We start from the raw sequence: 15,552 nt of genomic DNA, 5'->3' as shown, positions 1-15,552 counted from the left end.
TTCACCTCAATAATTCAAAATGATAGGAAATCGCCGCAAGAGCATACATCGGCGCAGTTTCCGTTCTTAATATACGTGGCCCTAAACCACATAAAGCAAATCCACTTTCCTTTAATGCATGAACTTCTTCCTCGGATAATCCGCCTTCAGGGCCAAAAACAATCAGCAGTGTTTCTCCCTTTTGCATTTTTTTGAGTGTGCCTGACAAGGTTGATACCTCTCCGCTTCTACTTTCTTCCTCAAAAGCAACTAATTTATGATGATAGGATTGTGCTTTTTCAAGCAATCCTTTAAAACTAACCGGATGTTCCACCTCAGGTAAATAGCTGCGATGAGACTGTTCAGCCGCTTCCTTCGCAATTTTTTGCCATCGCTCTAGTTTCTTTGCGGACTTCTTATCATCCCACTTCACGATAGAGCGTTTAGCTGAGAAAGGCAGGAATTCATGGGCACCAAGTTCTGTACCTTTTTGAATAATCCATTCAAGTTTATCACCTTTAGGAAGGCCACTTGCAATTGTAATCGTAACGGGAAGCTCTGAGTGCTCATCTTTCCATTGTACAACGTCTGCAACGACTTGTTCATCGGTAATTTCTGCAATTTTACAAATAGCTGATTTCCCTTCTGGATCGACACAAATGATTTCATCACCGATGCCCATTCGCATGACCTTTAACAAGTGGTGACGGTCCTCGGCATCGATCAAAAAACGATTTTCATTTGCTCGATATTTAACAAAATAACGTTGCACACCATGCACCCCTTTAAAAATTTTACTCTTTATTTTACTAAAAAAACTCTCTTAATTAAAGGACAAAAATAGAAAAACACAATTGACTATATAATTACAAAATAAAAAGGGGATTGATAGTCCCCCCTTTATCTTGGTACCATTATTTCCTTTTTGCTATGATTGCAACCCAGTCTTCCATTAAAATCGTTTCAACAATTTCAAATCCCGAAGCTGTAAGCCCTTCTTTTACCTGGTCTTTCTTCTGTTGAATAATACCAGACGCAATAAAACTTCCACCAGGTTTTACAACACGTGCCACATCATCTGTAAAGCGTAAAATAACTTCTGCTAGTATATTTGCGACTATTACATCGGCCGAACTTTCTTCAACAGCATCAAGCAGATTATTTTGGGATATCGTTACTTTTCCATGGACTTTGTTCAACTTAATGTTAAGCCTTGCCTGTGTAACAGCGACTTCGTCAAGGTCGTAGGCACGGATGTCTTCGGCTTCCAACATCGCTGCAGCAATACTTAGAACTCCCGAACCGGTACCTACATCAATTACCCGATCACCTGGACGAACGGTTCTCTCAAGAGCCTGGATGCACATAACCGTTGTAGGATGTGTGCCAGTCCCAAACGCCATACCAGGATCCAACTCAATGATTAATTCATCACTGCTGACTGGATTATAGATCTCCCAAGTCGGCACGATGGTAAATCTTTCAGAGACTTTAACGGGGTGATAATACTTCTTCCACGCGGTTGCCCATTCCTCTTCATTGACTTCACAAATGGTAACTTGATTTCTCCCGATATCAATATTGTGGATAATTAGATTATTGACCGATTCTTTTATCGCATCTACCGTTTCACCTAAGAAACTGTTCACCGGTAAATAAGCTTTAATAATGACACCTTCTTCAGGGTAGTCATCTGGATTGAGTTGGTAGATCTCCCCAAACTGATCTTGCCTCTCCTTTGTTAGTTCAAAAGGATCTTCAATAACAACGCCGCTTGCACCGGCTTCATGTAAAATATGCGATATTGGTTCAATCGCTTCGTTTGTAGTGTGGATACTGATTTCTGACCACTTCATATCTACCAACTCCAATCCTTACTCGCCTTTAAAGGCACGTTTTACTTTTGAGAAAAATCCTTCTTCATGTTCACCGATTGGGGAACTCCCACTTATTTCTGCAAATTCACGTAAAAGTTGCTTCTGTTTATCCGATAACTTAGTCGGAGTGATAATGCGTACAAGGATGTGCTGATCCCCGACACCGTATCCTCTAACGTTTGGTATTCCCTTGCCTTTTAGTCGGAACTTGGTACCTGTTTGCGTACCAGTAGGAACTTTCAGCTTAACCTTGCCATGTAGGGTAGGAACTTCAATTTCATCTCCAAGGGAAGCTTGAACGAAGGTAATCGGCATTTCACAATAAACATCATCGCCGTCACGCTCAAAGAATTCATGCTCACGCACATGGAAAACAATGTATAAATCTCCTGCTGGGCCGCCATTCATTCCTGCCTCACCCTGGCCGGATATTCTTAGCTGCTGACCATCATCAATTCCTGCAGGGATTTTAACATGAATTTTCTTACGCTTTTTAACTTTCCCGGCTCCACCACAAGTAGCACATTTATGTTTTATTTCTTTCCCCGTTCCATTACAGTGATGACACACCCTGCGGTTGACAATTCTACCGAATGGGGTATTTTGTTCAACGTTTAGTTGGCCAGTTCCACTGCAATGCTTACAGGTTTCTGGTTTAGTACCTTTCTTGGCTCCAGAACCGTCACATGTACCACAGGTTTCTTCACGTGGAATTTCAATATCTGTTTCTTTCCCAAAGGCTGCTTCTTCAAATGAAACGGTCATAGTATACTGCAAATCCGCCCCTTGTCTTGGTGCATTGGGATCTCGTCGTCTAGAACCGCCGCCGCCGCCAAAGAAGGTATTAAAGATATCTTCAAATCCGCCAAACCCGCCGCCAAAGTCTGAACCGCCACCAAAACCTTGGTTAGGATCTGTATGGCCAAACTGGTCATAGTGTGCCTTTTTCTGATCATCGCTTAAGACCTCATAAGCTTCAGCGATTTCTTTAAATTTATCTGCCGCATCGGCCTCTTTATTAATATCTGGATGATATTGTTTAGAGAGCTTCCGATAGGCTTTTTTTATTTCATCCTTAGAAGCGCTCTTACTAACACCAAGCACCTCATAGTAATCTCGTTTACTCATGATTACCACTCCCGAATCTGTCACATAAAAATTATTCTAACACCTTTTAATACACTAGTGCAATAAAAAAGAGCAAGCCCCTAAGCACAGGAGCTAGTCATTTAAAAAAGCCAAAGCAATATTCAGCTTTGACTTTTTCACTTGTTGCTCGAATGGATTACTTCTCGTCTTTAATTTCTTCAAACTCTGCATCGACTACGTTGTCGTCTTTAGCAGTTGTGTTTCCAGCTTCAGCACCTTGTGCTTGTTGTTGAGCTTGTGCTGCTTGCTCGTATAGCTTAACGGTCAAAGCTTGAACGATTTCTTGTAATGCATCCTTTTTCGCGCGGATTTCATTCAAATCGTTACTCTCAATCGCTGCTTTTAACGCATCTTTTGCTTCGTTAGCTTTTGCAACCTCATCAGCATCAACTTTACCTTCAAGGTCTTTTAGTGTTTTTTCTGTAGTGAATACTAGCTGATCTGCTTCATTACGAAGTTCAACTTCTTCTTTACGCTGCTTATCAGCTTCCGCGTTTTCTTCTGCTTCTCTAACCATTTTTTGAATTTCTTCATCAGATAGACCAGTAGAAGATTTAATCGTAATTTGTTGTTCTTTATTTGTACCAAGGTCTTTTGCACGAACATTTACGATACCATTTTTATCGATATCAAAGGTTACCTCAACTTGCGGTACGCCACGTGGTGCCGGTGGGATGTCAGCCAATTGGAAGCGGCCTAATGTCTTGTTAAGATTAGCCATTGGGCGTTCCCCTTGAAGAACGTGGATATCCACAGCCGTCTGGTTATCTGCAGCTGTTGAGAATACTTGTGATTTAGATGTTGGAATCGTTGTATTACGATCAATAAGCTTCGTAAACACGCCACCCATTGTTTCAATACCAAGTGATAGTGGAGTAACGTCTAGTAATACAACATCTTTTACATCTCCAGTGATAACTCCACCTTGGATTGCAGCACCCATCGCTACAACTTCGTCTGGATTTACACCACGATGCGGCTCTTTACCTGTTGCTTTTTTAATCGCTTCTTGAACAGCTGGAATTCGAGTAGAACCACCAACAAGAATTACTTTGTCAAGTTCAGACGGTGATAAACCAGCATCGCTTAATGCTTGGCGAGTTGGTCCCATTGTCCGTTCTACAAGTGGTGCAGACAGTTCATCAAATTTCGCTCTTGACATGGTTACTTCAAGGTGAAGCGGACCAGCAGCTCCAGCAGTAATGAATGGTAAGGAAATTTGTGTAGTTGTTACACCAGATAAATCCTTCTTAGCCTTCTCAGCAGCATCCTTTAAACGCTGTAGAGCCATTTTATCTTTTGAAAGGTCAATGCCGTTTTCTTTTTTGAACTGTTCAACTAAATAATCAATAATAACTTGGTCAAAGTCATCTCCACCTAGACGATTGTCACCAGCAGTTGATTTAACTTCGAATACACCATCACCTAGTTCAAGAATGGAAACGTCAAAAGTTCCGCCTCCAAGGTCATAAACAAGAATGGTTTGGTCTTGGTCAGTTTTATCCAAACCATACGCTAGTGCTGCTGCTGTTGGCTCGTTGATGATTCGCTCAACTTCTAGACCAGCAATTCTGCCTGCATCCTTTGTAGCTTGACGCTCAGCATCATTAAAGTAAGCAGGTACTGTAATAACTGCTTTTGTTACTGGCTCTCCCAGATAGTCTTCTGCATATGATTTTAAGTATTGTAGAATAATTGCAGACATTTCTTGCGGAGTGTAATTTTTACCTTCTACATCCACTTTATAGTCTGTTCCCATATGACGTTTGATTGACATAATGGTATTAGGGTTTGTAATTGCTTGACGTTTTGCTACTTCCCCTACTTGACGCTCTCCGTTTTTGAAAGCAACAACGGAAGGGGTTGTGCGATTTCCTTCTGGATTTGGAATTACCTTTGGTTCTCCGCCTTCAAGAACAGCTACACATGAGTTAGTTGTTCCAAGGTCGATCCCAATAATTTTACTCATAACCATTTCCTCCTAAATCTTTATATGTAGACTTATTGATTTACTTTTACCATTGCTGGACGAAGCACACGGTCTTTTATCATATATCCTTTTTGAAATTCCTCTACTACAATATTGGAACCGTAATTTTCATCTTCTACCTGCATAACTGCTTGATGGAAATGCGGATTAAATTCCATACCTACTGCCTCGATTGATTCAACACCCTCTTTTTTCAAGGCTTCAACCAAACTGCGGTAGACCATTTCCATTCCTTGCAGCAAACTTTGGGTTTGTTCAGAATCAACTTCGATTTTAAGTGCTCTTTCGAAATTATCTAAAGCCGGTAATAATTCTAAAGCTAATTTTTGTGCTTTATATTTTTCACTAGCCTCTGCATCTAATCGAGTACGGCGGCGGAAATTATCAAAATCAGCCTGAAGCCTTAGGTAGCGATTATCTGCTTCCTCTAATTTATTGATGAGCGACTGAAGTTCAGAATTTGTGTCCTCAGTAGAAGTTTCTTCTTCCGCAAAAACAGCTTCAACTGTTTCTTCCTCGGTAAGTTCAGCCTCATTTGCATTCGTTTCAGTAACAAGTTCTTCATTTAATGTGTTTTTCTCATTTGTCAACTTACTCACCTCCCTTAAAGGATAAGATTCATTCTATTAAAAAGGGGATATTATTCATGGAAATAGGGGTGAAATAACCTTTCACCCTGAGTGGTGCCTAAACATTCACCCTTACTCAATATTTCCAGCGTGATTATTTTTGATACAGCTTTGTTAATACTGCTGTTAAATCCTTGCTTAAGAACTGCAATAAACTAATGACTCTGGAATATTCCATTCGAGTTGGACCAATAATGGCAATTGTTCCAAGTTTCTCAGTTCCGACAGAATATGCGGCGGTAATTAAACTACAGTTCTCCATGACACTATTGTTGTTTTCCCGACCAATCTTTACATTGATTCCAGCGGAGTCTTTTTTAATCAGATTATAAATCCATTCTTCCTGATCAATCATTTGAAGAAGAGTACGGATTTTACTAATATCATGAAACTCTGGTTGACTTAACATATTCGTTTTCCCGCCAAAGAAAAGTTTTTCATTTACCGGCATTTTGAGTGAGTCAGCAATTGTATACAAAAGCAAATCGTAATTATGGATATGTTGCCTCAACAACACGGCTACTTCTTTGTAAATCTTATCATTCAAGTCTTCAAGCGGAACACCAGCTAAACGTTCATTTAGAATGTTAACTGTTTTCTCTAAGTCACTCACGTCTACATTAGGCGGTAAATAAAACATTCGGTTCTCGACATGACCTGTATCAGTAACAAAGATTGCTACAGCAGTTTCTTTGTTTAAGGGAATAATTTGTATTCTCTTTAGTTTATTCAAACTAGCTGCTGGTCCAAGAACGATTGAAGTGTAGTTGGTTAGTTCAGATAAGATTTTTGCGGATTTTTGAATAATTTTTTCAAATTCAAAAAGTCTTTCGGCAAAGATCGATTGAATAACCGAAACATCCTTCTTGTTTAAGGCCTGAGGAGACAGCAAATGATCCACATAATAGCGGTAACCTTTTTCTGACGGAACACGCCCAGAGGAGGTATGGGTTTTTTCGATAAAGCCCAACTCCTCCAAATCAGCCATTTCATTTCGAATGGTCGCGGAGCTAAATGAAATTTCATCTTTTTTCGACAAGCTTCTTGAGCCGACAGGTTGCGCAGATCGAATGAAATCATCAACAATAACCTGAAGAATCAATAATTGACGATCCGATAACACATTCATCACCTCTGTTAGCACTCATATTAGTTGAGTGCTAATTCTATTAATAAATTATCAAATAAAAGGGGATGGTGTCAATCATTTGATAAAAAGAAAAGCGAAAGCGCCTTGGTCAGCCCCGACCAGCATAAGACGAGCCGGCGAGAAGGTTGCTCTTTAACCTTCTTGACGGATTGGCTTATGACTCGAGGGGCTAGGCGCTGTAGCTAGACAAAAGAAAAGCGAAAGCGCCTTGGTCAGCCCCGACCAGCATAAGACGAGCCGGCGAGAAGGTTGCTCTTTAACCTTCTTGACGGATTGGCTTATGACTCGAGGGGCTAGGCGCTGTAGCTAGACAAAAGAAAAGCGAAAGCGCATTAGACGGCTCCTATAAATGTTTGAAATACTTCATTTCCTAATAGTCGGCCCTTTTTAGTTAAAAATATTTTACCGTCTTCAATTTCTATCCATTTTTTCCTAACTAATTCTTCAAGTTCATTCTTAAATAATTCCAAAGGGTCTTTGCCAAATTTTTTAAGGAAATGACTGATTAACACACCATCCGTTTTACGAAGACCTAAAAACATTTCTTCTTCCATTTGTTCCGTGATTGACACTTCGTTTTCTTGAAATATAGGCAGTTTCCCATACTCAATCTGTTCAATGTACTTCTTTAATGGACCTGCATTCGATCGTCTCCAGCCATTTACGTAACTGTGAGCTCCGGCACCAAACCCATAATAATACTCATTTTTCCAATACGTAAGATTATGCTTGCTTTCATAGCCCGGCTTAGAGAAATTACTAATTTCATATTGGTGAAAATCATGCTTGTCCATTTCCTCCATTAGCATCTCGTACATGGTTGCTTCAACATCCTCACCAGGCGTAGGCAGTTTGCCTTTTTGCATAAGGTTGTAGAACACCGTCTTTGGCTCAATAATAAGTGAATAAGCAGAATAGTGCTGAATATCAAGCTTGAAAGCTTCTGATAATGATTCTTGAAAATCGTTGATTGTTTGAGTTGGCAGACTAAAGATTAAGTCAATGCTTAGATTATTGAAACCAATAGCCTTGGCTAGTTCAATTGTTTTGTAGACATCTTTTGCACGGTGAGACCGGCCGATACTTTTTAAAAGTTCATCGTTAAAGGTTTGGACGCCAAGGCTAAGCCGATTAACTCCCGCATCCTTTAATATTTGTAATTTCTCTTTCGTTAAATCCCCAGGATTCGCTTCAAAGGTAAATTCAACGTCTTCGCTCATTGGTAAATGTTTGTTGATGCTTTCACAAAAACGACCAAGCTGCTGCTCATTTAACGACGTGGGCGTACCACCACCGACGAAAATCGTTTCGAGTTGGTTGGTTGGATCCTTTTGAAGAGTAAGCACCATTTCTTTTTCTAATGCTAGTAAATATTCATCTACCGGCTGATTTTTAAGAAATACCTTATTAAAATCACAATAGTGGCATATATGCTCACAAAAAGGGATATGCAGATAAGCCGCGTGAATCATGTCATTTTCCTTCTTTCCTATAATTAGAAAAACTTGGCATTCGCCAAGTCCTTAAGGCGAGTGCCTTGGTTTTTCTTATGCATTAGGAAAGTATAAATTTGAAAATTTTTATACTTTCCTAATAGCCAAAAAAAGGCGGGATTTCGCCTTTGTAGACAAGTCCCGACCTCCGCTTCGTTATTTCTTAGTATTGGTATCGTCCATTTTTAATACGGCCATGAAGGCTTCTTGTGGAACTTCAACAGAACCAACCTGTTTCATTCGCTTTTTACCTTCTTTTTGCTTCTCAAGTAGTTTACGCTTACGAGAGATATCTCCGCCGTAACATTTTGCTAAAACGTTTTTACGCATTGCTTTAATCGTCGAACGAGCAACAATCTTTTGCCCAATAGCCGCCTGAATAGGAACCTCGAATTGCTGTCTAGGGATTAACTCTTTTAGCTTTTCAACAATAACCTTCCCACGTTCATAAGCAAAGTCTTTATGGACAATAAAGCTTAATGCGTCTACCTTTTCATTATTTAATAATATGTCCATTTTAACCAGGCTAGATGGTTTGTAACCAATTAACTCATAATCAAAAGAAGCATACCCTCTTGTACTAGACTTTAATTGATCAAAGAAATCATAAACGATTTCGGCTAATGGGATTTGATAGACGATACCGACTCGATTTTCCCCTTGATATTGCATATCAATAAAGATTCCACGTTTTTGCTGACAAAGTTCCATAATTGCTCCAACATATTCATTCGGTGCCATCATCGTTGCTTTTACATAAGGCTCTTCAACCCGATCAATTTTCTGTGGATCCGGAAGGTTCGATGGATTGTCCACTTTTAATAAAGTGCCATCCGTCATATATACATCATAGATAACGCTTGGTGCTGTTGTAATTAAATCAATCTTAAACTCACGCTCAATCCGCTCCTGGATGATTTCCATATGGAGAAGTCCTAAGAAACCACAGCGGAAACCAAATCCTAAAGCTTGTGATGTCTCTGGCTCAAATTGAAGAGCTGAATCATTCAACTGGAGCTTCTCGAGTGCTTCACGCAGGTCATTAAATTTAGCGGTATCAATTGGATAAAGTCCACAATAAACCATTGGATTTAGCTTACGATAACCCGGAAGCGCTTCAGTCGCACCATTTTTTGCATTAGTAATTGTATCACCAACACGAGTATCGCCAACATTTTTAATCGAAGCAGTTAAGAATCCTACATCGCCCACCGTGAGCTCTTCACGTTGTGTCGCTTTTGGTGTGAAAACGCCAACTTCGTTCACTTCGAATTCAGCACCCGTTGCCATCATTTTAATTTTATCGCCGACTTTTACGGTACCTTCCATGACACGGATATAAGCAACAACGCCCCGATATGCATCATACAAACTATCGAATATTAATGCCTTTAAGGGAGCTTCTGGATCTCCTATTGGGGCCGGAACGGTTTTTACTATTTGTTCGAGTATCTCTTCAATTCCGATTCCTGCTTTAGCCGACGCTAACACAGCCTCCGAAGCGTCCAATCCAATTACATCTTCAATTTCAGCACGGACTCTTTCTGGCTCAGCACTTGGCAAGTCAATTTTATTGATTACAGGTAAGATTTCAAGATTGTTATCTAATGCTAGATAAACGTTTGCAAGTGTCTGTGCCTCAATTCCTTGGGCAGCGTCAACAACTAAAACAGCCCCTTCGCAGGCTGCAAGACTTCTTGATACCTCATATGTAAAATCGACGTGCCCAGGGGTATCAATCAGATGGAAAGTGTATTCTTCTCCATCTTTCGCTTTGTATCTTAATTGGACTGCATTTAACTTAATAGTAATCCCGCGTTCTCTTTCGAGGTCCATTGAATCTAGTAACTGGTCTTTCATTTCACGGGAGGTTAGTGCGTTTGTTTTTTCCAAAATACGGTCTGCTAATGTTGATTTTCCATGATCAATATGAGCGATAATGGAAAAGTTTCTAATTTTTGATTGTCGTTTAAGTCTATCTTCTCTATTCAAGTCGTTCACTCCTACTATACTCGCGCATGTACACTATTTTTGATTATATCAGTAGAGAAATCAAGATTCAATTAAAACTGAAGGAAGGAGTAAATTCCCAATAGAAAAGCGGAACCCACTACGGCACCGCTTCATTTTTTATTCGGTTATTAACTTAATCAGATGCCCCGATAAAGATGATACGCCCTCAGAGATATTTTTCCCTAATGATGAGAAGACATTATAGGCATTCATTTCTTCTAGTTTTTTCTTTTTTTCATCTAAATCATGACTAGAAAGATCGTTGCCTAAGAATGTTGCGGTTATTTGCTCACCATTGTCATTGAGGGCAACGGCTCTTTGGAAATTCGGATCGTCATAGCCTTTCATCTTGTGAATGCCATCATTAGCCAATTGCATGCCTGCCAATACAGAGATAAACATGAGAGCCGCTATACAAATTGCTTTCATCATGAACATTTTCATAAAATGAACCCTGCCTCTATTCCTTATTTGTCGAACCCTCAACATCGTAATTGACTTTTTCGGCCTGCCAGAAATACTCACTAAAGACATCTGCTAGTGCTTCAGCTGAACGGTTTAATTCTTCAAAATTATTATCCACACCGCCGAATTCAATCAACAGTGCATTTTCAGATAAATTTTGATTGTAGACACCATTTTGTCCGGCACCTTGATTTTTCATAACTCCCCAGCTTAAACCTTTATATTTTTTTTCTAAAAGATTATGGAGTTCGGTTGCTATCTTTTCATTTTTTTCATAATTAGGATTTTTACCGCCTACGACAAAAACGACCTGTGCATACGATTGACCATTAACCCTCACTTTCGTTTTGTCTCCTCGACGAGCATCTCTGTGAATGTCAATTAAATACTTTATATCACGGTTCGTTGCCATAGCAGACTGAACCAGTTCTCCTGACTTCCAATAGGTACTGGCCATTTTTACAGTCCCCATAACATCTGTTTTATCAATGGTTGTTCCTATACCTCTTTCCTCTAAGCCCGCTTTAAGCTGATCTCCCACCTTCGTAACATTCAATTGTGAATGATAAGCAAGGTTGGGATCGGTTACCCCTTGCAAATAAGGTAAATAGGACTCACGATTATGAGTAAAGTAAAGGTGAACAACTTTCTTATCTCCTGTTGTAAGGGTAGGAGGAGTAGGTGTTTTTCCTTCATCACTACCCTCTATTCCCTCTAAATTCTGCAGAGCTGCCTCTCGTTCTGCTTGCATTACTTCAATTGGCGGCGCAGATTCCATAGGCATATTCGTATAATTCGAACCTATTCCTGCTATTACAATTTCGCCATCAAACTGATAAAACCCTGGGAGTTCTCTTCCCAACAAACTTCTCGGGTCATCCAAATTAATATTATTCGATAGACTAAAAATTAAATTTGTCAGCTTGGGACTTGCTGATAAATCATCTTTAACTGATAAGAAATGATGATTTTCCCACGCCATCAACTGGTATAACCATTCACCATTTATTTTGTCTGCCGCTGAGTTCACTGATGAGGAAGAGATCCTATATTGGGGCTTTAACGATGTTAATAACCCGCTGATTGAGAACACTAATACAATAAACAGCAGCAGAGCAGAGGTAATTTTGATAAGATTAGTCGCTTGTACCGTCACGAACATACTTGGAGTCCTAGTAGATTTCATGGTTCCACCTCTCAATTCAATTCTAGTAAATACTATGACATTACTAGAATTAGTAGAACCAATAAAAATTGACTATATCACCGGCAGGAAGTTTCGTGAGGACTTTATTTTCCTTTCGGAGATCCAAAAACCTTTCATGAAGACCGAATCGACTCGTGTTTCCCTTTTTCAGTCCTCATGAACCTTTCATGAGGACCGCATCCACTCGTTTCACATTTTTTCTGGCCTCGCATTTTCTAGTTACTCAATTCGAGATCTACCTTGTATAGAATCCAGCGTTATCTTGATTAACTGCACTATGCAGGGAAGCATTTAATCCACTTGCCACAAGATTGGCCATGTCTTCAATGAAAACGTCTACCTCTTTCGGCGTGACCATTAAATTATGTCCCAGCGGAGAAAGTACTTCGGAAATTAACTTCCGCTTTTCTTCTTCCTCTAAGGTTCCGATCATCCCAAGGAAGGTTTGACGATGCTTTTCATCTGGAAGGTCTTCCTCTGTCAGTTTTTTACGCTTACCAAATGTCATTCCCGCAGGTGCCAGTGCTCTCGAAGGACGATTTCCTTCCTTGAGTTCTTTACCAAAATGCTTCAATATGAAGTCAATCGTATCACTGGTAATGGATACAGCATCTACTACTGTAGGTACACCAATTGCAATAACCGGGACGCCTAGGGTTTCTTTACTTAATTCTTTTCTCTTATTCCCTACACCAGATCCAGGATGAATACCTGTATCGGAAATTTGGATAGTTGAATTAACTCTTTCAATTGATCTTGCTGCCAGCGCATCAATCGCAATAACAAAATCAGGCTTTGTTTTTTCCACAACGCCAAATATGATGTCGCTCGTTTCAATTCCGGTTAATCCCATAACTCCAGGCACCAAAGAGCTTACAGAGCGATAGCCTTCCTCGACGCTTTCTGGTTGTAATTGATATAAATGTCTTGTAATTAATAAATTCTCACAGACCATTGGACCAAGGGCATCTGGAGTCACATTCCAATTTCCAAGCCCTACAACAAGACATGATGCATCTTTTTTTATTCCGGCTCCTTCTAAAAAATGAGAAAATTCCTTTGCGAAAATTTCTTCCACTTTTTGCTGTAACTCTGTATCTTGTTGGCGAATTCCCTGAACTTCCACGGTTAAATAACGTCCTGCTTTCTTTCCAAGCTGTTTCGCCCCTTCACCGGTTACTTCTACCAATGAAATTTTTATATCATCAATATCTTTTTCTTTAATGACAACGCCTTCTATTTGGGATAGGTCTTCTTCCTGCTGCACAGAGCCTGTCCGATTAGCAATGACCATTTCCCTAGCTTCAATTGCTAGGTCTGTTCTAATAGAGTACTGGCTTAAATCGATATTCGAATCCATATTCTTACTCATACAGTAGATCGCTCCCATCCAATTAACTAAACTATTCCCTATTTTGGCCCCTTTTCGTCTAAAACATTCAAGTTATTATTTCAGGTAAGTAATTCTAGTATTGCAAATTAAGGTCTTATTTGATAAAATATCTCTTGTTCTGATTAATTGTGAATGAGGTAAAGTCGAGTTCATATAGTATCTCGATTCTTTGTAGGAGGTGAATGTAATGCCTAACATTAAATCTGCTATTAAACGTGTAAAAACAAGCGAAGCTCGTAATGCTCAAAATACAACTGCAAAATCTGCAATGCGTACTGCTGTTAAGAAAGCCGAAGCTGCTGTTACTCTTAACGATGCTCCTGTTGCTAAAGAAGCGTTCGCATCAGCTGCTAGTAAATTAGACAAGGCTGCTGCTAAGGGTCTTATCCACAAAAATGCTGCTGCTCGTAAAAAATCACGTCTTGCAAAAAAAGCTAACTCTCTATAAGAAAAGCGGAAGCACCCTGGTCAGCGGTGTATGGCCTCCTCGAAAAAAGCTAACGCTTTTTCCTTCGTGCGATGATTATGCTGCCGAAGCCTTCCTTATGGAGCCCTCCAACTGAGATAAAGGAAACACGAAGAGCGGTTTTTGCGATTCGATGTTGACTTATCGTAGGGCGGAGTGCGAATGACACTAGCCGCTAGGGTGCTGGAGCTGGACAATAAGAGTATATAAAAAACGATTCCCATAAAGGAATCGTTTTTTTATTTATCTTTTTAATTTAAACAACAACATTTCGATTAAAAGGGATTTGTTCATTCCGCCAGTTTTCATTTGGTAGTCGGCGTCTGCTAGTAGTTCCATGATTTGTTTTAGGTCTTCATCGGTAAATTTACCTGCTTGTCCTGCTGCGAGTTTTACCCGGAAGGGATGCGTTTTTAAATAGCCTGCAATTTGCTGCTGTCCATAGCCTCTTCTTGATAGCTCTTTTACTTGATAGATGAGCCTGAACTGCCCTGCGAGTAGCGCAAGGATTTTAATTGGTTCCTCATTTTGCTTCAGTAAATCATAATAAATTCTTAATGCTTCCTCAAGTTTCCTCTGAACTACTTTTTCAATTAAGGTAAATATATTCTGTTCAAGCGACCTGGAAACTAATTTCTCAACTACCTCGACCGAGATTCTTTCTTTATCAGATGCATATAGAGCTAATTTATCTACCTCACTTGTAAGCATGAACATATTAGTCCCGACCAGTGCTATCAACATCTCAAGGGCATCAGGCTCGAACACAATTCCATTGATCTTTGACCGATCTTTTACCCAGTTCTTTAACTCATGTTCATTTAATTTTTTCGCTTCGACGATTACGGCATTTCTTTTTAATTCCTTTGTAATCTTTTTACGTTCGTCTAGCTTTTCATATGGGGCCGAGATTACCATTACCGTATATGGTGCCGGCTCTTTTAAGTAAGCTTCAAATCTAGATATGTTGTGATCGATTTTTTCTTTAGACTTTTCTGCAGTTAAGAAAATGGGGTTATGTAAAAAGATTACTTTCCTTTCTCCTAGAAAGGGAAAGGTTTCAGCATCTTCAATAGCTAGTTCAATCGGGGTTTCTTCTAGATCATATGCAGAAAAATTAAAATCCTTATCTTCTTCATCCAATACCTGATTAAGAACCATTTGCTTTGTTTCATTAATCAAAAATGCTTCTGTTCCATATAATAAATAAATGGGAGCAATTTCCCGTTGTTTAATCTGCTTCCAAATTTCTAAAACCATGTCCTTACGCTCCCTCTTATTTCACTTACCACTCTATCGTAATGAAGCTTGGACAATTTGACAAGAGGTTAAAGGGAATTGGCAACCTTCGGAACAGGCGCCAATTCCCAATCTATGATGAACGCCGGCAACAAAAGCCCTAGGAACTTTTGTCGCTTGGCGGGATTCCTTTTGTAGAATTAGTTTCACCCGCAAGAGAGAAAGTATTTGTGTCAACTCTTGCTAATAAAGGAAACCAGTATTTGAAGTATACTGGATTTTTTTAAAAAAATAGCTTATACTAAATGGTGAAAATAGGAGGGGTATACTGTGAACGAATTTGAAAAAAATGTGCAAAGTAAACGTAACGATGCAATCGATTCTGGGGTAGGATTTGTCGTTTCTTTTGGTTTTTTTGCAACCATGTTCTTAATTGCAACTGTTATTAGCGTGATCGGCTCTTAATTGTTTGGCTACATAATGTATTGTTTGGAGACTGCAT

The 15,552-nt window shown here is 39.6% G+C and carries 14 protein-coding genes; 2 read left to right on the top strand and 12 right to left on the bottom strand.

Annotated elements, in window-relative coordinates; all coding sequences use genetic code 11:
• Position 1: 1 nt before the first annotated feature.
• The 11 genes from BTR25_RS03560 to gpr form a co-directional block, all read right to left on the bottom strand.
• Entirely contained in the window at positions 2-751 is a 750-nt protein-coding gene (locus BTR25_RS03560) for a 16S rRNA (uracil(1498)-N(3))-methyltransferase (RefSeq protein ID WP_075686204.1), read from the bottom strand.
• A 142-nt stretch (positions 752-893) separates the two neighbouring features.
• Entirely contained in the window at positions 894-1,835 is a 942-nt protein-coding gene (gene prmA / locus BTR25_RS03555) for a 50S ribosomal protein L11 methyltransferase (RefSeq protein ID WP_075686203.1), read from the bottom strand.
• Between the two features lie 18 nt (positions 1,836-1,853).
• Entirely contained in the window at positions 1,854-2,984 is a 1,131-nt protein-coding gene (dnaJ, locus tag BTR25_RS03550) for a molecular chaperone DnaJ (RefSeq protein WP_075686202.1), read from the bottom strand.
• Positions 2,985-3,141: 157 nt separating this feature from the next.
• Complete coding sequence (dnaK, locus tag BTR25_RS03545) at positions 3,142-4,974, bottom strand: molecular chaperone DnaK (protein ID WP_075686201.1); 1,833 nt, start codon at positions 4,972-4,974, stop codon at positions 3,142-3,144.
• Positions 4,975-5,006: 32 nt separating this feature from the next.
• Positions 5,007-5,585, bottom strand: a complete 579-nt coding sequence (grpE, locus tag BTR25_RS03540; protein WP_075686200.1) for a nucleotide exchange factor GrpE — start codon at positions 5,583-5,585, stop codon at positions 5,007-5,009.
• A 133-nt stretch (positions 5,586-5,718) separates the two neighbouring features.
• The gene (hrcA, locus tag BTR25_RS03535; RefSeq protein ID WP_075686199.1) at positions 5,719-6,747 is read right to left on the bottom strand and encodes a heat-inducible transcriptional repressor HrcA; all 1,029 of its coding nucleotides are present in this window, start codon (positions 6,745-6,747) and stop codon (positions 5,719-5,721) included.
• Between the two features lie 359 nt (positions 6,748-7,106).
• A complete protein-coding gene (hemW, locus tag BTR25_RS03530; protein WP_075686198.1) occupies positions 7,107-8,246 on the bottom strand; it encodes a radical SAM family heme chaperone HemW in 1,140 nt (379 codons plus the stop codon).
• 177 nt (positions 8,247-8,423) lie between these two features.
• Positions 8,424-10,259: a translation elongation factor 4 gene (gene lepA, locus BTR25_RS03525; RefSeq protein WP_075686197.1), complete on the bottom strand. Its 1,836-nt coding sequence runs from the start codon at positions 10,257-10,259 to the stop codon at positions 8,424-8,426.
• 138 nt (positions 10,260-10,397) lie between these two features.
• Complete coding sequence (locus BTR25_RS03520; RefSeq protein WP_075686196.1) at positions 10,398-10,724, bottom strand: DUF3679 domain-containing protein; 327 nt, start codon at positions 10,722-10,724, stop codon at positions 10,398-10,400.
• A 16-nt stretch (positions 10,725-10,740) separates the two neighbouring features.
• Positions 10,741-11,931 (bottom strand): stage II sporulation protein P, encoded by a 1,191-nt coding sequence (gene spoIIP / locus BTR25_RS03515; RefSeq protein WP_075686194.1) that lies wholly within the window; start codon positions 11,929-11,931, stop codon positions 10,741-10,743.
• A gap of 256 nt (positions 11,932-12,187) precedes the next feature.
• Complete coding sequence (gpr, locus tag BTR25_RS03505; RefSeq protein WP_075686473.1) at positions 12,188-13,312, bottom strand: GPR endopeptidase; 1,125 nt, start codon at positions 13,310-13,312, stop codon at positions 12,188-12,190.
• A 220-nt stretch (positions 13,313-13,532) separates the two neighbouring features.
• Here gpr and rpsT point away from each other — a divergent pair, with 220 nt between their 5' ends.
• Positions 13,533-13,793 carry a 30S ribosomal protein S20 gene (gene rpsT / locus BTR25_RS03500; RefSeq protein WP_075686190.1) on the top strand — a complete coding sequence of 87 codons (261 nt, stop codon included), beginning with the start codon at positions 13,533-13,535 and terminating at the stop codon, positions 13,791-13,793.
• A 261-nt stretch (positions 13,794-14,054) separates the two neighbouring features.
• On the opposite strand, the gene holA is transcribed toward rpsT, so the two are convergent.
• The gene (gene holA, locus BTR25_RS03495; RefSeq protein WP_075686188.1) at positions 14,055-15,071 is read right to left on the bottom strand and encodes a DNA polymerase III subunit delta; all 1,017 of its coding nucleotides are present in this window, start codon (positions 15,069-15,071) and stop codon (positions 14,055-14,057) included.
• 309 nt (positions 15,072-15,380) lie between these two features.
• On the opposite strand from holA, the gene BTR25_RS03490 reads away from it, so the two are divergent.
• Positions 15,381-15,515 (top strand): YqzM family protein, encoded by a 135-nt coding sequence (locus BTR25_RS03490; protein ID WP_075686186.1) that lies wholly within the window; start codon positions 15,381-15,383, stop codon positions 15,513-15,515.
• The last annotated feature ends 37 nt before the right edge of the window (positions 15,516-15,552 follow it).

Origin of the sequence: Bacillus sp. MRMR6 (genome assembly GCF_001940785.1) — a bacterium.
In the GTDB taxonomy this organism is placed as follows: domain Bacteria; phylum Bacillota; class Bacilli; order Bacillales; family Cytobacillaceae; genus Neobacillus.
The sequence above is the reverse complement of the archived record's forward strand: the minus strand, read 5'-3'. Positions and strand labels throughout refer to the sequence as shown.